18 protein-coding genes are annotated in these 18798 nt (G+C 72.3%); 6 read left to right on the top strand and 12 right to left on the bottom strand.

Annotated elements, in window-relative coordinates:
* Positions 1-120: 120 nt before the first annotated feature.
* Both AB0D28_RS17820 and AB0D28_RS17815 read right to left on the bottom strand, forming a co-directional pair.
* Complete coding sequence (locus tag AB0D28_RS17820; RefSeq protein WP_357386945.1) at positions 121-414, bottom strand: WXG100 family type VII secretion target; 294 nt, start codon at positions 412-414, stop codon at positions 121-123.
* A gap of 19 nt (positions 415-433) precedes the next feature.
* On the bottom strand, positions 434-751 hold the full coding sequence (locus AB0D28_RS17815) for a WXG100 family type VII secretion target (RefSeq protein WP_107154692.1): 318 nt from the start codon (positions 749-751) through the stop codon (positions 434-436).
* Between the two features lie 243 nt (positions 752-994).
* Between AB0D28_RS17815 and eccE the strand changes: the two genes are divergently transcribed.
* The 4 genes from eccE to rarD all read left to right on the top strand — a co-directional run bounded on the left by eccE (position 995) and on the right by rarD (position 4809).
* A complete protein-coding gene (eccE, locus tag AB0D28_RS17810) occupies positions 995-2797 on the top strand; it encodes a type VII secretion protein EccE (protein ID WP_357386943.1) in 1803 nt (600 codons plus the stop codon).
* A 117-nt stretch (positions 2798-2914) separates the two neighbouring features.
* The gene (locus AB0D28_RS17805; RefSeq protein WP_357386941.1) at positions 2915-3301 is read left to right on the top strand and encodes a phage holin family protein; all 387 of its coding nucleotides are present in this window, start codon (positions 2915-2917) and stop codon (positions 3299-3301) included.
* A gap of 99 nt (positions 3302-3400) precedes the next feature.
* Positions 3401-3889: a GNAT family N-acetyltransferase gene (locus AB0D28_RS17800; RefSeq protein WP_357386939.1), complete on the top strand. Its 489-nt coding sequence runs from the start codon at positions 3401-3403 to the stop codon at positions 3887-3889.
* The gene (gene rarD / locus AB0D28_RS17795) at positions 3886-4809 is read left to right on the top strand and encodes an EamA family transporter RarD (RefSeq protein WP_357386937.1); all 924 of its coding nucleotides are present in this window, start codon (positions 3886-3888) and stop codon (positions 4807-4809) included. The genes AB0D28_RS17800 and rarD overlap by 4 nt, the downstream gene beginning before the upstream one ends.
* Before the next feature lie 100 nt (positions 4810-4909).
* Here rarD and AB0D28_RS17790 read toward each other — a convergent pair whose 3' ends face one another.
* Together AB0D28_RS17790 and AB0D28_RS17785 are read right to left on the bottom strand one after the other, a co-directional pair.
* Positions 4910-5599: a zf-HC2 domain-containing protein gene (locus AB0D28_RS17790; RefSeq protein WP_357386935.1), complete on the bottom strand. Its 690-nt coding sequence runs from the start codon at positions 5597-5599 to the stop codon at positions 4910-4912.
* Positions 5596-6165 carry a sigma-70 family RNA polymerase sigma factor gene (locus AB0D28_RS17785; protein ID WP_357386933.1) on the bottom strand — a complete coding sequence of 190 codons (570 nt, stop codon included), beginning with the start codon at positions 6163-6165 and terminating at the stop codon, positions 5596-5598. Before AB0D28_RS17785 ends, AB0D28_RS17790 begins: the two co-directional genes overlap by 4 nt.
* A gap of 170 nt (positions 6166-6335) precedes the next feature.
* On the opposite strand from AB0D28_RS17785, the gene AB0D28_RS17780 reads away from it, so the two are divergent.
* Positions 6336-8459: a PhoX family phosphatase gene (locus tag AB0D28_RS17780; protein ID WP_357386931.1), complete on the top strand. Its 2124-nt coding sequence runs from the start codon at positions 6336-6338 to the stop codon at positions 8457-8459.
* A 73-nt stretch (positions 8460-8532) separates the two neighbouring features.
* Here AB0D28_RS17780 and AB0D28_RS17775 read toward each other — a convergent pair whose 3' ends face one another.
* Positions 8533-9315, bottom strand: coding sequence for a helix-turn-helix domain-containing protein (locus AB0D28_RS17775; protein ID WP_357386929.1), 783 nt, complete (start codon positions 9313-9315; stop codon positions 8533-8535).
* A 153-nt stretch (positions 9316-9468) separates the two neighbouring features.
* Here AB0D28_RS17775 and AB0D28_RS17770 point away from each other — a divergent pair, with 153 nt between their 5' ends.
* Positions 9469-10659, top strand: coding sequence for an MFS transporter (locus AB0D28_RS17770; RefSeq protein ID WP_357386927.1), 1191 nt, complete (start codon positions 9469-9471; stop codon positions 10657-10659).
* Positions 10660-10843: 184 nt separating this feature from the next.
* Here the strand turns inward: AB0D28_RS17770 and AB0D28_RS17765 are convergent, their stop codons facing one another.
* The 7 genes from AB0D28_RS17765 to nuoI all read right to left on the bottom strand — a co-directional run bounded on the left by AB0D28_RS17765 (position 10844) and on the right by nuoI (position 18798).
* Positions 10844-11884: a polyprenyl synthetase family protein gene (locus AB0D28_RS17765; protein ID WP_357386925.1), complete on the bottom strand. Its 1041-nt coding sequence runs from the start codon at positions 11882-11884 to the stop codon at positions 10844-10846.
* Between the two features lie 87 nt (positions 11885-11971).
* A complete protein-coding gene (gene nuoN, locus AB0D28_RS17760; protein ID WP_357386923.1) occupies positions 11972-13525 on the bottom strand; it encodes an NADH-quinone oxidoreductase subunit NuoN in 1554 nt (517 codons plus the stop codon).
* On the bottom strand, positions 13522-15054 hold the full coding sequence (locus AB0D28_RS17755; RefSeq protein ID WP_013473559.1) for an NADH-quinone oxidoreductase subunit M: 1533 nt from the start codon (positions 15052-15054) through the stop codon (positions 13522-13524). Before AB0D28_RS17755 ends, nuoN begins: the two co-directional genes overlap by 4 nt.
* A 64-nt stretch (positions 15055-15118) precedes the next feature.
* The gene (gene nuoL, locus AB0D28_RS17750; protein WP_357386951.1) at positions 15119-17008 is read right to left on the bottom strand and encodes an NADH-quinone oxidoreductase subunit L; all 1890 of its coding nucleotides are present in this window, start codon (positions 17006-17008) and stop codon (positions 15119-15121) included.
* Between the two features lie 79 nt (positions 17009-17087).
* Positions 17088-17387 carry an NADH-quinone oxidoreductase subunit NuoK gene (nuoK, locus tag AB0D28_RS17745; protein WP_013283611.1) on the bottom strand — a complete coding sequence of 100 codons (300 nt, stop codon included), beginning with the start codon at positions 17385-17387 and terminating at the stop codon, positions 17088-17090.
* Positions 17384-18154: an NADH-quinone oxidoreductase subunit J gene (locus tag AB0D28_RS17740; RefSeq protein WP_357386920.1), complete on the bottom strand. Its 771-nt coding sequence runs from the start codon at positions 18152-18154 to the stop codon at positions 17384-17386. Before AB0D28_RS17740 ends, nuoK begins: the two co-directional genes overlap by 4 nt.
* Positions 18151-18798: an NADH-quinone oxidoreductase subunit NuoI gene (nuoI, locus tag AB0D28_RS17735; RefSeq protein WP_030500778.1), complete on the bottom strand. Its 648-nt coding sequence runs from the start codon at positions 18796-18798 to the stop codon at positions 18151-18153. The genes AB0D28_RS17740 and nuoI overlap by 4 nt, the downstream gene beginning before the upstream one ends.

The raw sequence follows: 18798 nt of genomic DNA, 5'->3' as shown, positions 1-18798 counted from the left end.
GGGGCGCGCGCCGGCGTGGGCGGGCGCCCCACCGGCCGGGCCGGGCGGCGCCCAGACGACCGCCGGACACTCACCCCGCCGCGCGGCCCGGGTCACCTGCCCGGGCCGCGCGGCGTCGGTTCACTGGAACAGGTTGGCGTTGCGCTTCTCGGTGTCGAGGTAGTCGGCCGCGGAGTCCTCCACCGCGAGCTTGATGTCGCGCAGCATCGCCTGGAGATCCTGCGAGGCGGACCGCCACCGGGACTGCCGTACCTCGTACGCCTCGCGGGCCTCGCCGTCCCAGCTCGCCACCAGCGGGGCGGCGTCGCGTTCGAGCTGACCGAGCTGGCTCTCCATTGTGGACAGCGCCCGTTGGATGTCGGCGCCGGCCTGTTGCAGGGCGGCGAAGTTGACGACCAGCACACCGTGCTCCATGAGTCGATCCTTCCGGTTGTCAGAGGGGCAGCTGGATGCCGCGGTTGGTGCCCGCCACCCGGCCGGCGGCCTCGGTGTCGGAGACGTCGTACTGCCGGCCGGCGGTGCGGATCGCGGTGGCGGTCTCGCGCAGCGCTCGCTGAAGGGTGGCCTGATCCTGTGCCCACTGCTGCTTGACCTGCGCGAACGAGCGCCCGCCGGCACCCCGCCAGGCCTGTTGCAGCACCTCCAGCTCGGCCATCAGGCCGCTGAGCATGGTCTGGAGCGACTGGTCGACCTGCTCGAACTTCGCGGCGGTCTGCTGCATCACCGCGGCTTCTGCCTGGGTCTGGGACATCCCGGACGTCACCTCGTCTCCTCGGTCGTGGCTGGCCAGCGTGTGACCACCGTGGACTCGTCGGCGGCACCCGGGGCCGGTGGAGGGGAAGCCTGGCGGCGGCGGGCACGCATCTCGACGATTTCGTCGCTGACGGTAGCCGTCCGACTCCGGTTCTGCTACCCCTGCGGGCTCCCCTGTGGACAACCGGCCCACTACGATGAGCCACGGCAGCGTCACGCGGAGGTCCGGCGAGGAGGTGCGGTGACCGCGAGCACGTCCGAGCGGCACGCGTCCGCCCCGGTCCGAAGACCACAGTGGACGACCCGTCCGGCAGCCCGACTGCGCGCCGGCCAGATCGTGGCGACCCAGGTGGCAGCGGCGGTGGTGATCGCGGCCGCCGGGCGGGGCGTGGTGCCGACGGCCGTCGCGCTGCTGTCGGCCGCGCTGCTGCTGCCGGCCGCGTGGGTGCGGGTGCGGGGCCGATGGCTGCACGAGTGGCTCGCCACCGCCGCCGCGTACCTGACCCGGCGTCGCGCCCTGCCACCGGCAGCCGATCCGGTGGCGCTGCTGGAACTGCTCCGGCCGGGTTCGGTGATCGGGGCGACGGAGGCGTCCGGCGGCGCCGCCGTGCTGCACGATGCCGCCGGCCTGACCGCGCTGCTGGAGCTGGGCGACCCGGACGACCTGCTCGGCGAGCACGCCCGCGAGCTGCCGACGCCGTTCGACCTGCTGCCCCCGGCCGGTCCGGACGCCCCCGCGATCCGGCTGCAACTGGTGTTCTCGTCGTCGCCCGCACCCGCGCCCGCGATCGCCGGCGGCCCGGCCGGGACGTCGTACCGCCAGCTCACCGACGGGCGGGTGGCCGGGCGGGCACGCGTGGTGCTGGCCGTCCAGGTGCTGCGCGCCGACGGCCGGCCGGACGAGGACCTGTTGCGTACGCTGTCCGGCACCCTGCGGCGGCTGGTCCGCCGGCTCGGCCCGCTCACCGCCCGGCCGCTGGGCGGCGACGCGGCGTTGCGGGTGATCGCCGAGCTGGCCCATCACGAGCCCGGCGCACCGGTGCGGGAGACCTGGCCACTGCTCACCGTGGGTGGCTTGACGCAGGCCACCTGGCGGTTGCGCCGGTGGCCGGATCCGCACGGCGAGGCGGCTCGCGGGCTGGTCGGGCGACTGCTCGCGCTCCCCGCCACCGCCACCACCGTCGCGCTCACCGTCGGTCCGCGCACCGGCCCGGCACCGGTCCCGGCCGAGCTGGCGGTACGGGTGGCGGCCGGGTCCGCGGCCGAGTTGTCGGCCGCGGAACGCACGCTGCGCCGGGTCACCGGGGACGTCGGTGGTGAGCTGCGCCGGCTCGACGGTGAGCACCTGGCCGGGCTGGCCGCCACGCTGCCGTTGGCGGCCTCTGCGGGGGTCAGCCCGGCGGCCGGGTCGCCTCCGCCCGCACTGGACCTGCCCTCGGCCGCCGCCGGGCTGATGGTGGGTGCCAACCGGCACGGCACCGCGCTCACGGTGCGGCTGTTCCGGCCGGCTCCGACCCGGGTGCTGCTCGTCGGCGGCGTGCCCGCGGCGCAGCTTCTCCTGCTGCGGGCGCTGGCGCTCGGCGCGCGCGTGGTGGTGCAGACCGGCCGTCCCCGGTTCTGGGAGCCGTTCGCGCGCGGCGTCGGGACGCTCGGTGGTGGCGTACCGCTGCTTCCACCGGGGCGCCCGATCGGCGGCGCCCCCGGCTCGCCGCTGCACCCGCTGCTGGTGGTGGTGGACGCCGGCCCGGTGCCGCCGGAGGCCGGTCCAGCCGCCGCCTGGCAGTCGGTCCTGGTGGTGCGCGACGAGCTGACGCCGGCCGACGCGCCCGCGTTGGCCCGCGCGGACCTGGCCGTCCTCCAGCCGCTCGACCCGGACGAGGCCGCGTTGGCGGGCGCGGCGCTGGGTCTGGGCGGCTCCGCCGAGTGGCTGACCCGGATCCGCGACGACATGGTGGCGGTGGTCAACCGGCGGGCCCTGCGCTGGGCGCTGCTCTCGCCCACACCCGTCGAGTCGCAACTCGTCGGCCGTCCGGCCCGGCACTGAGGCACCGGCCCGGCAGGCGGCGGCCCGTGCGCCCGCACGGCCCAGCAGGTCGGCAGGCCCGGCAGGCCCCGGCATGGCAGCTTCCCCTGGTGGTACGGCCGTGGCACGATCCCGGCCATGGATTTCCTGAAGGGTCTTCTGATTCGCGTGGGCTCGACGGCCGTGGCGTTCTGGCTCGCCACGCTGATCATCCCCGGCATCTCGCTCGACTCCGGCTCGACCGTCGAGACGGTGACCACGCTGGTGCTCGTCGCGGTCATCTTCGGCGTGGTGAACGCGGTGCTCCAGCCGATCATCAAGACCGTGGGGTGCGGCTTCTACCTGCTGACCCTCGGTTTGATCGCGCTCGTGGTGAACGGCCTGCTCTTCCTGCTCACCAGCTGGATCGCCGGTGAGGCCGGACTGCCGTTCCACGTGGACGGGTTCTGGCCGGAGGCGGTACTGGGCGCGCTGTTCGTCGGCATCGTCACCTGGATCCTCGGCGCGGTCCTCGACCGCGACTGACACGCCGGCCCCCGGCCGGTCACGCCGGCCGGGGCCACCAGGCCAGCAGGAGGGAATTGGCTGGCGTGCGGGCCGGGTCGCGGTACTAGCCTCGGCCGGGTGTTCACCCTGACCCGCGCGGACGGCTACGAGATCAGCACCGACCCGGACCGGCTCGACCTGGACCGGGTGCACGTCTGGCTCTCCACCGACGCGTACTGGGCGCTGGGGCGGGAGCGGGAGACGGTGGCACGCGCGTTCGCCGGCTCGATCGGCTTCGGCGTCTACCGGCCGGGTGACGGCGCTCAGGTGGCTGTCGCCCGCGTGGTCACCGACCGGGCCACGTTCGCCTGGCTCTGCGACGTGTACGTGGACCCGGCCGAGCGGGGTCGCGGGCTGGGCTCCTGGCTGGCCGGCGCGGTCCGCGACCACCTGGCCGAGCTGGGCGTACGCCGGATCCTGCTGGCCACTCTCGACGCGCACGGGGTCTACGCGAAGGTCGGCTTCCGGCCGGTCGGGACGGAGCGGTGGATGGAGCTGGATCAGCGGGTGACGCCGGTCACCGATAAGGACCAGTCGGGCGGCCCACCACTTACGGTGGAGCCGTGAACCAGCTCCGGCTCGGCTACCTGTACGGCGTCGGCGCGTACCTGATCTGGGGTTTCTTCCCGATCTACCTGAAGCTGCTGCGCCCGGCCGGGCCGGTGGAGATCCTCGCGCACCGGATCCTCTGGTCGGTGGCGTTCGTGGCGCTGCTGCTGGCCGCCACGCGGCACGTCCGCTTCCTGCGCAGGCTGGCCCGGCGGCGACGCGCGCTCGCCGGCATCGGGCTGGCCGCCGCGCTGATCGCCGTCAACTGGGGTACGTACATCTACGGCGTGAACTCCGACCGGGTGGTGGAGACGGCGCTCGGCTACTTCATCAACCCGCTGGTGTCGGTGCTGTTCGGCGTCCTGGTGCTGCGGGAACGGCTGCGCCGGGCGCAGTGGGCGGCACTGGGTGTCGGCGCGCTGGCGGTGGCGGTGCTCACCGTCGACTACGGCCGGCTGCCCTGGCTGGCGCTCACCCTGGCGTTCAGCTTCGCCGGGTACGGGCTGGTCAAGAAGCGGCTCGCGCTGCCCGCCACGGAGGGGCTGTTCGTCGAGTCGGCGGTGCTGGCGCTGCCCGCGCTGGCCTACCTGGGGTGGCTGTCGGCGCGCGGCGACTCGACGTTCGGGCACGTCTCGGCCGGGCACACCGCGCTGCTGGTGCTCGCCGGCGCCGCCACCGCGATCCCGTTGCTGCTCTTCGCCGGGGCGGCGAACCGGCTGCCGCTGTCCACTGTCGGCATGTTGCAGTACCTCGCGCCGATCCTCCAGCTCGGCTGCGGCGTGCTGATCTTCCACGAGCCGATGCCACCGGCCCGGCTGGCCGGCTTCGCCCTGGTCTGGCTCGCCCTGGTGGTCTTCACCGCCGACGCCCTGCGCCACTCCCACCGCACCCGCCAGGCCGCCCGCACCGCGTCCCCCACCCCCACCCCGTCCTGCTGATCTTGCATTTTCCGCCCCGGCAAAGCGGGCGAAAGACCCACACCCGGGGGCCGAAACCGCAAGATCGACGAGGCGGGAGAGGGCGGGCGACGGCCGAGGGTCAGCGGAGGTCGTAGGCCAGGACGGGGGAATCGGCGCCTCGGAGCAGCTCCAGGCGGACCAGCTCGCCCTTGGTGAAGCGGGTGACGCCGGAGAAGCGCAGGTCGTCGCCGGGGGCGGCGAGCCACGAGCCGATCTGCTCCGTCGCGCCGTCCGGACCGTGCGCCACCAGCCGGAACGTGTACGCCTCCCGGTGCCCGGCCCGCCTGTCGTACCCGCAGTGCATGGTGACCTCGGTGCCCCACGGCGTCTCGGTCAGCCCCACCTCGGCGTGCACCGGCACCGTCCCGGCCACCGGCCGCATGGAGGCCAGCGCCACCGGCGGCTTCGTCGGCTCGGCGGGCGACTGCACGAGCCCCACCCCGACGCCGGCCAGCACCGCGAGCGCGGCGGCGGCGAGCGCTGTCAGCGCGTACCGTCGGCGGGAGCGCGACCGCTCACGGCGCTTGCGCTCGCGCGCGGCGTCGAGCAGCGCTGGTACCCGCGACGTCTCCGGCCCGACCTCCAGGAACTGCTCCAACCCGGCCGGGTCGAGGCGGCCCAGCAGGCCGGGCAGCACGGCGATCTCGGCCACCGCCTCCCGGCACTGCGCGCAGCCGGCCAGGTGGCGCTCGTAGGCGACCCGGTCCGCCGGGGCGAGGGCGCCGAGCACGTACGCCCCGTCGTCGTGTGCGAACTCGCAGCGTGTCATCCGGTCACCCCCATCTCGGCCAGCGCCAACCGTAGTGAGCGCAGCGCGTAGTGGGTACGCGACTTCACCGTCCCCGGTGGTACGCCCAGCCGCGCCGCCGCCTCGGCCACCGAACGCCCCTGGTAGAAGCACTCGACCAGCACCTCCCGGTGGGTCGGGCTGAGCCGGTTGAGCGCCTCGGCGACGGTCCACGCCTCCACCGCGCGCTCGGTCTCGTCGACAGTCTCGGCGGTCTCGGGCAGCTCGTCCGTGTAGACCTCGCCGACCCGGGCCGAGCGTCGCCGCCAGGCGTCGATGGCCAGGTTCCGCGCGGTGGTGAACAGCCAGGCGCGTACCGAGCCGCGTCGCGGGTCCAGCGACTCGGGGTGCCGCCAGGCGCGCAGCAGCGTCTCCTGCACCAGGTCCTCGGCCCGGGGCCGATCGCCGTTGACCAGCCGCAGGGCGTGCGCGTACAGCGCGTCGGCGTGCTCGTCGTGCAGCGCGCGCAGCAGTTGGGCGTCGTGGTCGCTGATGGCGGTACCTCGCTTCCGGCAGCGGGAAACCGGGCGATGCGTTCGTCCTTCCATACGTGCCGTGACGCCGAACGGTTCATCCGCAGGTCAGGGCGGAGCTGTTCACGTCCGGTTCAGATCCGGGCCGATCCCCGCTCACCGGGCCCTGGCAGCGTCCGGCGGGTAAGCGCCCGGGCCGTCTCGCCCGGCGCCTTCCCCGACATCCGATCAGGAGGCTCCACCCCATGAGCGACCGGCCTCGCCTGCTTCCGCTGCTGGGCGGCACCCGCCACGGCAGCCGCGACGCCATGACCTGCCTGTACCGGTGCGGCAACGCGTGCGACCACCCGGTGCCGAACCCGACCGACAACCCGTACTTCGGCGACGTGGTCGGCACCGAGATCTCCCGGCGCGGCGTGGTCCGGGCCGGCGCGGTCGGCGCGCTGGTGCTCGGCTTCGGTGGCGCCGCCGCCGGCGCGCTCGCCGGCGCCACCCCGGCCGCCGCCGCTCCCGCCGCCCCGCCCGCCCCCGGCGGCGACGTGGCCGCCACCGGCGCCGGCCACCCGGGCAGCGGCGCGCTGACGTTCAAGCCGATCCCGCCGAACAAGCTCGACACCCTCGTCGTGCCGAACGGGTACGACCACTCCGTCGTGATCCGCTGGGGTGACGAGGTCGTCCCCGGCGCGCCCGCGTTCAACCTGGGCCGGCAGACCGCCGCCGCCCAGTCCAAGCAGTTCGGCTACAACAACGACTTCGTCGGCGTGCTGCCGATCGACCGTCGGCGGGCACTGCTCGTGGTCAACCACGAGTACACGAACGAGGACCTGATGTTCCCCGGCTTCACCAGCCAGAACGCGCTCACGGTGGAGCAGGTGCGGGTCGCGATGGCCGCGCACGGCATGTCCGTGGTCGAGCTGGAGCGGGTGGAGAACACCGGGCAGTGGCAGCCGGTACGGCGCGGGCGGCGCGAGTACAACCGCCGGGTCACCGCGCTGGCCACGAAGTTCGAGCTGACCGGCCCGGCCGCCGGGTCGGCGTGGCTGCGTACCGCCGCCGACCCGAAGGGCCGGACGGTCATCGGCACGCTCAACAACTGCGCCGGCGGGGTCACCCCGTGGGGCACTGTGCTCTCCGGCGAGGAGAACTTCAACCAGTACTTCGTCGGCGGCGACGGCGCGCCGGAGGAGCAGAAGCCGAAGCTGACCCGCTACGGCGTCCCGACGGACGTACGCCACCCCAGCGGCAGCCGCAAGTGGGAGCGGGCGGACGAGCGCTTCGACCTGGCCAAGCACCCCAACGAGGCGAACCGGTTCGGCTGGATCGTCGAGATCGACCCGTTCGACCCGCAGTCCAAGCCGCGCAAGCACACCGCGCTGGGCCGGTTCAAGCACGAGGGCGCCAACGTCATCGTGGCGCGCAACGGCCGGGTGGTCGCGTACATGGGCGACGACGAGCGCTTCGACTACCTCTACAAGTTCGTCTCGGACAAGAAGTTCATGCCGGGGAAGTCAGCGGTGGCCCGGCGGCACAACCTGACGCTGCTGGAGTCCGGCACGCTCTACGTCGCCAAGATCGAGGGGGACAGCCCGGCCGCCGAGATCGACGGTTCCGGCACGCTTCCGGCCGACGGCGGCTTCGGCGGCCGGGGCCGCTGGATCAAGCTGGTCAGCGGCAACCGCTCGTACGTCGAGGGCATGACCGCCCCGGACGTGCTCACCTTCACCCGGCTGGCCGGCGACAAGGTCGGCGCGACCAAGATGGACCGCCCGGAGGACGTCGAGCCGAGCCTGCTCACCGGCAAGGTGTACGTGGCGCTGACGAACAACAGCGACCGGGGCAAGGCCGGCAAGGCGCCGGCTGACGAGGCGAACCCGCGCAACAGCAACCGGCACGGCCAGATCCTGGAGCTGGTCGAGGACCGCGGCGACAACACCGCCGAGACCTTCTCCTGGTCGCTGCCGATCGTCTGCGGCGACCCGGCCGACGCCTCCACCTACTTCGCCGGGTACGACAAGACCAGGGTCTCCCCGATCTCCTGCCCGGACAACGTCGCCTTCGACGCCACCGGCAACCTGTGGATCTCCACCGACGGCAACGCGCTGGGCAGCAACGACGGCCTGTTCGCCACCGCCGTCGAGGGTCCGGAGCGCGGCCACCTGAAGCAGTTCCTCACCGTGCCGCTGGGCGCGGAGACCTGCGGCCCGTTCATCACCGGTGACAACCGCTCGGTCTTCGTCGCCGTGCAGCACCCGGGCGAGGTCACCGGCGCGTCGGTGGAGAACCCGGCCTCCACCTGGCCGGACGGCGACTTCGCCAAGCCCGGCGTGGTGGTCACCTGGCGTCTGGACGGCGGCCCGATCGGTAGCTGACCCACCCCTGGAGCGGTCCGGCGCTGGACCGCTCCGCGCGGGGCCGTCGACCCACCAGGTCGGCGGCCCCTCGTCAGTTCTCCGAGGCGATCCCGTCGGCGATGGCCCGCGCGGCGGTGAGCAGCTTGGCGCGGACCACCCGGGCCGAGGTCATCATCTCCCCGGCCGGCAGCGCGCACGCCAGCACCACCCGGCGCTCGATGTCCTTGTCCGGGGCGACGAGCACCGCGGCACACGCCACGCCCTGCCGGAACTGCCCGAGTTCCAACTGCATGCCGCGCCGGTCACCGGCGGCCAGGTCCGCCTCGAACGCCTCGACGCTGGTGAGGGTGGCGTTCGTGAACGGGCGCATGCCGTACTCGCGCAGGTAGCGGAAGCGCTGTTCGCTGGTGAGCGTGGCGAGCAGGCTCTTGCCGAGCGCGGTGGCGTGCGCGCCCTCGTCGAAACCGGGCACCAGGTCTTCCAGGTAGGGCGAGCGCGGCCCCTCGGCGGACGCGGTCACCGCCACCTGGCCGCCGACGAAACGGCCGAGGTAGTGGCTCCAGCCGGTGTCCGACGCCGCGCGACGCAGCGCCTCACCCACCGCCGGCGGCCCCCGGAACGCGGTGACCAGCTCGCGGTAGCGGTCGGCCACCTCCAACCCCACTATGTACGTCCCGTCCTCGCGCCGGATCACGTAGCCCTCGTAGGCGAGCGTGCGCACCAGGTGGTAGGTGGTGGCGACAGTCAGCTCGCAGCGCCGGGCGATCTGCTTCACGGTGAGCCCTCTCGGCGCACGGCCGACCGATTCGAGCACGCGAAGCGCGCGGGAGACGCTACGGATCAGGTCCGAAGGTTCCGCCAAGGGGTCGCGCACAACCACCTCCGCCGCCGGGGACTTACACCATATGAAAAACCGGCCGAGTGCGAAATGCCTGTTCGGATGGAGGATGCCAGAAGACCGGACACAGACGGTACGCCCACCGACACGATGAGCAGCCAAAACGCGCGGGCGTAAGGTGTGCTCGCGATGACTGAAACAGTTTCGCGAGCCACCCCTCCGACGTCCCGGCGCGCGGTCACGGTCGGCGCGGGTGCCACCCTCACCACGATCGTGTGCGTCCTGCCGGTGTTCCTGGTCGGCGGGCTCGCCGTACAGCTCGCGGACGAACTCCGCTTCAGCCCGGCCGGGCTGGGTCTCGCCGTCTCGGTCTACTTCGGCGTGAGCGCGCTCGCCTCGGTGCCCTCCGGCGCCCTGGTCGAGCGCTTCGGCCCGGCCCCGGTCGCCCGGGCCGCCGTCGTGCTCTCCGCCGCCTCGCTGCTCGCCGTGGCCGGGCTGGCCCGTTCGTACCCGGTCCTGGTGGCGCTGCTGGCCCTGAGCGCCGCCGCCAACGCCCTCGGGCAGCTCGCCAGCAACGCCGCGCTGGCCGAGCACGTGCCCGCCAGCCGGCAGGGTCTCTCGTTCGGCGTGAAGCAGGCCGCCGTACCGGCCGCCACGTTGCTGGCCGGTCTGGCGGTCCCCACTGTCGCGCTCACCGCCGGCTGGCGCTGGGCCTTCGTGGCGGCCGCCGTGGCCGCGCTGGCCGCGCTGCCGGCCGTACCCCGGGCCGGACGGGACCGGCGGGCCGGGACCGCCTCCGGTCGCCGTCCCGGCGGCAGAGGCCCGCTCGTGGTGATCGGACTGGCCGCGACGCTCGCGGCGGCCGCCGCGAACGCGCTCGGCACGTTCCTCGTCGACTCGGCTGCGGCGCGTGGGCTCTCCCCCGGTCTGGCGGGCCTGACGCTGACGCTGGGGAGCGTGGTGTGCGTGCTCGCCCGGGTGGGCTTCGGCTGGCTGGCCGACCGGCGCACCAGCGGGCACGTCGGGCTGATCGCCGGGATGCTGCTGACCGGCTCGGCCGGCCTGATCCTGCTCGCGGTGACCGGCTCGGCGCCGCTGGTCGCGGGCGTGGTGCTCGGCTTCGGGCTCGGCTGGGCATGGCCGGGGCTGATGAACTTCGCCGTGGTCCGGCTCCACCCGCAGGCGCCGGCCGCCGCCACCTCGATCACCCAGACCGGGGTGTACGCGGGCGGCTGCCTGGGTCCGCTCGGCCTGGGCGCGCTGGCCGGCGCGGCCGGCTACCCGGCGATGTGGCTGACGGCGGCTACGGCGATGCTCGTGGCCGCCGTCCTGATGCTGCTCGGCGCCCGCCTCCTACGCCCCACTGCCACCCTCGCCTGACCGCCCACGCCCTCGCGCCCGACCCGCTCGACCCGCCCCGGCTCGCCCCCTCGGCGTGGCGATCATGAAGTTGGCGGCGCGACACGCCGGGCACGCGGCAGCCAACCTCATGATCGACGAGGCCGGAGCGTGGCAGGCCAGGGCGGCGGGGTGGCCGGGTGAGGGTGGGTGGGCGCGACGGGGATCAGCTGGTGCGGTCGGCGATGTAGTCGCAGAGCGACTCCAGCGCGCGGCGGGCCGGCCCCTCGGGGAGCGGAGCCAGCCGGGCGCGTGCGTCCTCGGCGTAGCTGCGCACCGTCTCCCGGGCGCGCTTGAGCGCCGGGGACTCCCGCAGCAGTCCGAGCGCCTCGGCGTGCAACGCGTCGTCCACCAGCGGGCCGGTGGACAGGATCTCGCGCAGCCGTACGCTCGCCGCGTCCGCGTCGTCGGCGGCCAGCGCGTACAGCACCGGCAGGGTGGGCACACCCTCGCGCAGGTCGGTGCCGGGGGTCTTGCCGGACTGGACCGACTCGCTGGCGATGTCCAGCAGGTCGTCGGAGAGCTGGAACGCGACGCCGATGATCTCGCCGTACCCGGCCAGGGCCTCGATGTGCTCGGGCGACGCGCCGCCGAACATGCCGCCGAAGCGGGCCGACGTGGCGATCAGCGAGCCGGTCTTCTCGGCGATCACGTGCAGGTAGTGCGCGACCGGGTCGGTGTCGCGCGGGCCGACAGTCTCGGCGATCTGGCCGTGCACCAGCCGGGCGAACGTGCGCGCCTGCAGGCGTACCGCCTCGGGGCCCAGGTCGGCGGCGATGTCCGCGGCCCGGGCGAAGAGGTAGTCGCCGACCAGGATGGCGACCGAGTTGGTCCAGCGGGAGTTGGCGCTCGGGGCGCCACGCCGCACTGCGGCCTCGTCCATCACGTCGTCGTGGTAGAGCGTCGCCAGGTGGGTGAGCTCCATCACCACGGCGGCGGGTACGACCTGGGGTGCGTCCGGCTCGCCGAACTGGGCGCCGAGCGCCACCAGCAGCGGACGGAACCGCTTGCCGCCGGCCTCCACCAGGTGCCGGGACGCCTCTGTCACCAGCGGATCGGCGCTCGCCACGCTCTCCCGCAGGCTCGACTCGACCCGGTCGAGCACGCCCAGCACGGAGGCTTCGACGCGCGGGTCGGCGAGGTGCAGGCCGAGCGCGCCGAACTGACCTGAACGCTCGCCAGCCGGGTTCGCCACGTCCTCAACCATGCCACACCCGTTCGACCTGCTCGTCGACGGGGATACGCCGAGGGCCGGCACGCCACGGCATACCGGCCCCCGGTGTGATCACCTCTGTCATCTGACGAATTCGGCGGCACCGGTCGTCAGGTCGAGCAGCGGGCCGGGCACCACGCCCAGCGCCAGCGTGGCCACCACGCCGATGACCAGGGCGGCCGAGGTGAGCGCACCCGGCACGGTCACCGTGGGGGTGGACTCGCCCGGCTCGGACAGCCACATCATCACCACGACCCGCAGGTACGGGAACGCCAGCACCATGCTGGTCAGCACACCCGCGATCACCAACCACGCCTGGCCCGCCTCCAGGGCCGGACCGAAGACCGCGAACTTGCTGGTGAAACCGCTGGTCAGCGGGATACCGGCGAAGGCCAGCAGGATGAACGTGAAGATCGCCGCGAAGAACGGCGAGCGGCGGCCCAGCCCGGCCCAGCGGGACAGGTGGGTGGCCTCCCCGTCGGCGTCGCGCACCAGCGTCACCACGGCGAACGCGGCGAGCACCGAGAAGCCGTACGCGGCCAGGTAGAACATGGTGCCGGAGAGCCCTTCGCGGCTCGGCGCCAGCACACCGACGAGCAGGTAGCCGGCGTTCGCGATCGACGAGTACGCCAGCAGGCGCTTGATGTCGGTCTGGGTGACCGCCAGCACGGCGCCGACCAGCATGGTCAGCACCGCGATCGCGCCGAGCACCGGGGTGAAGTCCCAGGAGGCCCCGCCGAACGCCACGTGGAAGACGCGCAGCAGCGCGCCGAACGCGGCGACCTTGGTGCAGGCCGCCATGAAGCCGGTGACCGGGGTCGGTGCGCCCTGGTAGACGTCCGGCGTCCAGACGTGGAACGGCGCGGCGGCGGCCTTGAACAGCAGGCCGATGGCGAGCAGCGCCATGCCGGCGAACAGCAGCACCGGGCTGGACGGGGAGTCGGTGACCGCGGCGTGCACGGTGGCGAAGTCGACGCCCGCCGTACGGCCCGGGATCCCGGAGGTGAAGCCGTAGATCAGGGCCACACCGAACAGGAAGAACGCCGATGCGTACGCGCCGAGCATGAAGTACTTCAGCGCCGCCTCCTGGCTCAGCAGACGCCGGCGGCGGGCCAGCGCGCAGAGCAGGTAGAGCGGCAGCGAGAAGACCTCCAGCGCGACGAACATGGTCAGCAGGTCGTTCGCCGCCACGAAGATCAGCATGCCGCCGATCGCGAACGACATCAGCGGGTAGACCTCGGTGGCGCCACCGACGCCCTCGGCCTGCCGCCGGTCCTCCGCCGACTCGGCGGTGACCGCTGCGTGCGCCACGAACGCGCCGCCCCGCTCCACGGTGCGCTCGCCGACGAGCAGCAGCGCCATCACCGCGAGCACCAGGATGGCGCCCTGGAGGAACAGCGTCGGGCCGTCGATCGCGATGGCACCGCCGATGGTGATCAGCCGGTCGTCGGAGTTCAGGATCACCATGACGATCGCGGCGAGCATCGCCACCAGGGCGAGCCCGAGCTGCACCGCGTTGCGCAGGCGACGCGGCACGAACGCCTCGACCAGGACCCCGAGCAGCGCCGCGCCCAGCATGATCAGGATGGGAGCGAGTGCCGCGTAGTCGATCGACGGCAGCCTCAGTTCACTCACTTCGCAGCCTCCTGGACGCTGCCGACCTCAGGGGCGGGATCGGACTTGCCGACGTCCTGCATGGTCGCCTGGACGGCGGGGTTGATGACATCGGTGACCGGCTTCGGATAGAAGCCGAGCAGCACGATCAGCGCGATCAGCGGCGCGACGACCACCTTCTCGCGCAGGGTGAGGTCACGTCGCATGCCCTCGACCTCGGTCAGCGCCGGGTTCAGGGTGCCCTGCGTGGTGCGCTGCACCATCCACAGCACGTACGCCGCCGCCAGGATGATGCCGAGCGTGGCGATCACCGCGACCGGCTTGTTGACCGTGAACGTGCCGATCAGCACCAGGAACTCGGAGACGAACGGCGCGGTACCGGGCAGCGCCAGCGAGGCCAGACCGGCGAAGAACAGCACCCCGGCGAGCACCGGCACCAGCTTGCCGGCGCCGCCGAAGTCGCTGATCAGCGCCGATCCGCGCCGGGCGATCAGCATGCCGACCACCAGGAACAGCAGGCCGGTGGCCAGGCCGTGGTTGAGCATGTAGAGCACCGCGCCGGTGCCGGCCTGGGTGGTGAACGCGAAGATGCCGACACCGATGAACCCGAAGTGCGCGATCGAGGTGTACGACACCAGGCGCTTCAGGTCGTTCTGGCCGACCGCCAGCAGCGCGGCGTAGATGATGCCGATGACGCCCAGCGCCAGCGCCCACGGTGCGAACCACCGCGACGCCTCCGGGAACAGCGGGAGGCAGTAGCGCAGGATGCCGAACGTGCCGACCTTGTCCAGCACGCCGACAAGCAGCGCGGCGGCACCGGCCGGTGCCGCGCCACCGGCGTCCGGCAGCCAGGTGTGGAACGGGAAGAACGGCGCCTTGATCGCGAAGGCCACGAAGAAGCCGAGGAACAGCCAGCGGGCCGTGTCGGTGGCGAACTCCGCCTGGCTCAGCGCCTGCCAGTCGAAGGTCTTCCCGCCGACCACCCAGAGGCCGATCACCGCGGCCAGCATGAACAGACCGCCGACCAGCGAGTAGAGGAAGAACTTCACCGCCGCGTACTGCCGCTGGTGGCCGCCGTAGCTGCCGATCAGGAAGTACATCGGCACCAGCATGACCTCGAAGAACACGTAGAACAGGAAGACGTCGGCGGCGGCGAAGACGCCGATCATCGTGCATTCGAGGACGAGCAGCAGAGCGAAGTACGCGGGCACCGAACGCTTCGACGCCTCGGCGTCGTGCCAGGACGCCAGGATCACCAGCGGCACCAGGATCGCGATCAGCATCAGCATGACCAGCGCGATGCCGTCCACCTCGAAGGTGAAGTTCACGCCCCAGTTCGGGATCCACGGGTACGACTCGCGGAACTGGAACCGGTCACCACCGGCGGAGAAGGCGAACCACATCACCACCGAGAGCACCAGCACCAGCAGCGACCAGCCGAACGCCACCAGCTTGGCCAGGTCGGGACGGCTGCGCGGCAGCAGTGCCACCACCAGGGCGCCGACCAGCGGCGCCACGGTCAGCACCGAGAGGAACGGGAAGTTGGACATTATTCGGCCTTACCTCCGTCGTGACTGCGTGGCCCGCCGGCGGGGGCGGCCGCGTTGAGGTCGATCACGCCAACCACCCCGCCTGCACCGCCAGGAACGCCGCCACCACGAGCAGCGCGCCGGTCAGGATCGAGGTCGCGTACGACCGCACGAAGCCGGTCTGGAGCCGCCGGAGCCGGCCCGAGCCCCCGCCCACGGCGGCGGCCAGGCCGTTCACCAGCCCGTCCACGCCCCGGTTGTCGAGGAACACCAGCGCCCGGGTGAGGAAGATGCCCGGCTTCTCGAAGACCGCCTCGTTGAAGGCGTCCGTGTAGAGGTTGCGGCGGGCGGCGGTGACCACCACGCCGGCCGGCTGCGGCTCGGTGGCCGTACCGGAGCGGAACAGGAACCAGGCCAGCCCGGCGCCCAGCACGGTGAGCAGCAGCGACAGCGCGGTGAGCAGCCAGTGCGCCAGCACCGGCGCGTGCTCCCCGCTCTCGGCCGCGAGCCCGTTGGTGGCGGTGAGCCAGTCCGGCACCGAGGTGGCGAGCAGGAAGCCCGCGCCGACCGAGCCGACCGCCAGCAGGATCAGCGGGATGGTCATCAGCTTCGGCGACTCGTGCGGGTGCTCGATGTCCTCGGTCCAGCGCTTCGGACCGTGGAACGTGAGCACGAACAGCCGCGTCATGTAGAACGCGGTGAGCCCGGCGCCGAGCAGCGCGGCCAGCCCGAACAGCCAGGCCGTCCAGCCCTCCCGCTCGAACGCGGCCACGATGATCGGCTCCTTCGAGAAGTAGCCGGAGAACGGGAACATGCCGATGATGGCGAGCCAGCCCATCATGAACGTCAGCCAGGTGACCTTCATGTACTTGGACAGCCCGCCGAAGCGGCGGATGTCCACCTGGTCGTTCATGCCGTGCATGACCGAGCCGGCGCCGAGGAACATGTTGGCCTTGAAGAAGCCGTGCGCCAGCAGGTGCACGATGGCGAGCGCGTACGCGCCGCCGCCGAGACCGACGCCGAGGAACATGTAACCGATCTGGCTCACCGTCGACCAGGCCAGCACGCGCTTGATGTCGTCCTTGGCCGCGCCGATGATGCAGCCCATCAGCAGGGTGAGCGCGCCGACGCTGACCACCACGAGCTGGAGCGTCTCGTTGGCCGAGAAGATCGCGTTGGAGCGGGCGATCAGGTAGACGCCCGCGGTGACCATGGTGGCCGCGTGGATGAGCGCGGACACCGGGGTCGGGCCCTCCATCGCGTCCGGCAACCACGCCTGGAGCGGGAACTGACCGGACTTGCCGGCCGCGCCGAGCAGGAGCAGCAGGCCGAGCACCAGCACGGTGGTCGAGGTCATCGAGCCGACCCCGTTGAACACCTCGTCGTACTGGGTGGTGCCGAGCATGGCGAACATGATGAAGATGCCGATGGCCAGGCCGGCGTCGCCGACCCGGTTCATCAGGAAGGCCTTCTTGCCGGCGGTGGCCGCGCTGGGCCGGCCGTACCAGAAGGAGATCAGCAGGTACGACGCCAGGCCGACGCCCTCCCAGCCGAAGTAGAGCATCACGTAGTTGTTGCCGAGCACCAGCAGGAGCATGGCGGCGACGAACAGGTTGAAGTACGCGAAGAACAGCCGCCGGCCCTTGTCGTGCGCCATGTACTCCACGGCGTAGAGGTGGATCAGGAAGCCCACCCCGGTGATCAGCAGGACGAAGACCGCGGCCAGCGGGTCGAAGAGCAGACCGAAGTCCACCTTCAGGTTGCCGACCGCCATGAAGTCCCAGAGGCTCAGCTCGACCTGCTTGTTCTCCAAGCCGCGGAGCTGGAAGAAGTAGGTCAGCCCGAGCACGAAGGCGGCGCCGATGGCGCCCACGCCGAGCCAGTGGCCCCAGCGGTCGGCCCGCTTGCCGAGCAGCAGCAGGATCGCCGCGCTGACCAGCGGGATCGCCACCAGCAGCCAGACACTGCCCAGCATCCCGTCCGCCGTGGCGAAGGTGACGGCTTCGGCTGGCTCAGACTGGGCGATCGTCAGAATCTGTTCCACCACGAGCCCCTCAGTACTTCAGCAGGTTGGCGTCGTCGACGCTGGCCGAGCGCCGGGTCCGGAAGATCGCCATGATGATCGCGAGCCCGACCACGACCTCGGCCGCCGCGACCACCATCACGAAGAACGCCATGATCTGGCCGTTCAGGTCGCCGTTGATCCGGCTGAACGTGACCAGGGTCAGGTTGGCCGCGTTGAGCATCAGCTCGATGCACATGAACAGCACGATCGCGTTGCGCCGGACCAGCACGCCCACGGCGCCGATGGTGAACAGCACCGCCGCGAGGATGAGGTAGTAGTCCGGGGTCATTTGTCAGTCCCCTTCGGTGCGGTCTCCTCGGCCGTCAGCTCGCGCACCGGCAGGATCTCCGGGATGCTGCGGTCGGTCAGCCGGCCGTCGGGCAGACGGGCCGGGGTGGCCACCGAGGAGGACGTGGCGTAGACACCCGGGCCGGGCTTCGGTCCGGGGTAGTTGCCGGGGCGGAACCGCGCCTTCATGGTGGCGATCTGGTCCATCCGGTCCGCCTTGCGCCGCTCCACGTGCGCCAGCACCATCGCGCCGATGGCGGCGGTGATCAGCAGCGCCGAGGTCAGCTCGAAGGCGAAGACGTACTTGGTGAACAGCAGCCGGGCGATGCCCTGCACGTTGCCCTCGTCGTTGGCCTGGTCGAGCCCGACCGCCTGGACGCCGTCGAGCGCGCGGTACAGGCCGGTGCCCACCAGGCCGGCGAAGCCGAGTCCGAGGACCACGGCGGCGACCCGCTGGCCGCGCAGCGTCTCGATGAGCGAGTCGGACGCGTCCCTGCCGACAAGCATCAGCACGAACAGGAACAGCATCATGATCGCGCCGGTGTAGACGATGATCTGCACCATGCCGATGAACGGCCCGGCCTGGAGCACGTAGAACACGCCCAGGCAGAGCATGGTCAGCACCAGGAAGAGCGCGGAGTGGACCGCGTTGCGGGCCCACACCATGCCGACCGCACCGAGCAGGGCCAGCGGGGCGAGGATCCAGAAGGTGACCTCCTCGCCGCCGGACACCTGGCCGGCGGCGGCGAGCACCGTAGCCGAGGTCATGCCTTGCCTCCCTTGCCCGCCGCGGCGGCGGACCGCTGCTCGGCCTGCTCGGCGCCGGGGAAGGTCACGCCCGGGTGCTCCTCGACCTGGTACCGGCCGGGGCCCATCGGCGAGCGCTCGGCGCCGGCCGAGGTGCCCGGGTTGGTGAGCGCGCCGACGTAGTAGTCCTTCTCGCTGTCGCCCAGCCGCATCGGGTGCGGCGGCTGCTCCATGCCTTCGAGCAGCGGCGCGAGCAGCTGCTCCTTCGTGAAGATCAGGTCCTGCCGGTTGTCCCGGGCCAGCTCGTACTCGTTGCTCATGGTGAGCGAACGGGTCGGGCAGGCCTCGATGCAGAGCCCGCAGAAGATGCACCGGGCGTAGTTGATCTGGTAGATGCTGGCGTACCGCTCACCCGGGGAGAAGCGCTGCTCCTCGGTGTTGTCGCCACCCTCCACGTAGATCGCGTCGGCCGGGCAGGCCCAGGCGCACAGCTCGCAGCCGATGCACTTCTCCAGCCCGTCCGGGTGCCGGTTGAGGATGTGCCGCCCGTGGTAGCGCGGCGCCGAGACCGGCGGCTTGAACGGGTAGTCGGTGGTGACGACCTTCTTGAACATGTGCGAGAAGGTGACACCGAAGCCCTTGAACGTTCCGGTGATCGCGCCCAC

The sequence above is a fragment of the Micromonospora sp. NPDC048169 genome (assembly GCF_040652815.1).
GTDB lineage: Bacteria > Actinomycetota > Actinomycetes > Mycobacteriales > Micromonosporaceae > Micromonospora.
This window is presented reverse-complemented; position numbering and strand designations above follow the sequence as displayed.

Excerpts from the sequence above, each read along its gene's own strand:
- nuoK (WP_013283611.1), bottom strand. The coding sequence starts at position 17,387 with ATGACCCCGGACTACTACCTCATCCTCGCGGCGGTGCTGTTCACCATC.
- AB0D28_RS17770 (WP_357386927.1), top strand. The coding sequence starts at position 9,469 with ATGACTGAAACAGTTTCGCGAGCCACCCCTCCGACGTCCCGGCGCGCG.
- AB0D28_RS17790 (WP_357386935.1), bottom strand. The coding sequence starts at position 5,599 with ATGACACGCTGCGAGTTCGCACACGACGACGGGGCGTACGTGCTCGGC.
- nuoL (WP_357386951.1), bottom strand. The coding sequence starts at position 17,008 with ATGCTGGGCAGTGTCTGGCTGCTGGTGGCGATCCCGCTGGTCAGCGCG.
- AB0D28_RS17740 (WP_357386920.1), bottom strand. The coding sequence starts at position 18,154 with ATGACCTCGGCTACGGTGCTCGCCGCCGCCGGCCAGGTGTCCGGCGGC.
- AB0D28_RS17785 (WP_357386933.1), bottom strand. The coding sequence starts at position 6,165 with ATGGAAGGACGAACGCATCGCCCGGTTTCCCGCTGCCGGAAGCGAGGT.
- AB0D28_RS17765 (WP_357386925.1), bottom strand. The coding sequence starts at position 11,884 with ATGGTTGAGGACGTGGCGAACCCGGCTGGCGAGCGTTCAGGTCAGTTC.
- AB0D28_RS17820 (WP_357386945.1), bottom strand. The coding sequence starts at position 414 with ATGGAGCACGGTGTGCTGGTCGTCAACTTCGCCGCCCTGCAACAGGCC.
- AB0D28_RS17805 (WP_357386941.1), top strand. The coding sequence starts at position 2,915 with ATGGATTTCCTGAAGGGTCTTCTGATTCGCGTGGGCTCGACGGCCGTG.
- AB0D28_RS17815 (WP_107154692.1), bottom strand. The coding sequence starts at position 751 with ATGTCCCAGACCCAGGCAGAAGCCGCGGTGATGCAGCAGACCGCCGCG.
- AB0D28_RS17780 (WP_357386931.1), top strand. The coding sequence starts at position 6,336 with ATGAGCGACCGGCCTCGCCTGCTTCCGCTGCTGGGCGGCACCCGCCAC.
- AB0D28_RS17755 (WP_013473559.1), bottom strand. The coding sequence starts at position 15,054 with ATGTCCAACTTCCCGTTCCTCTCGGTGCTGACCGTGGCGCCGCTGGTC.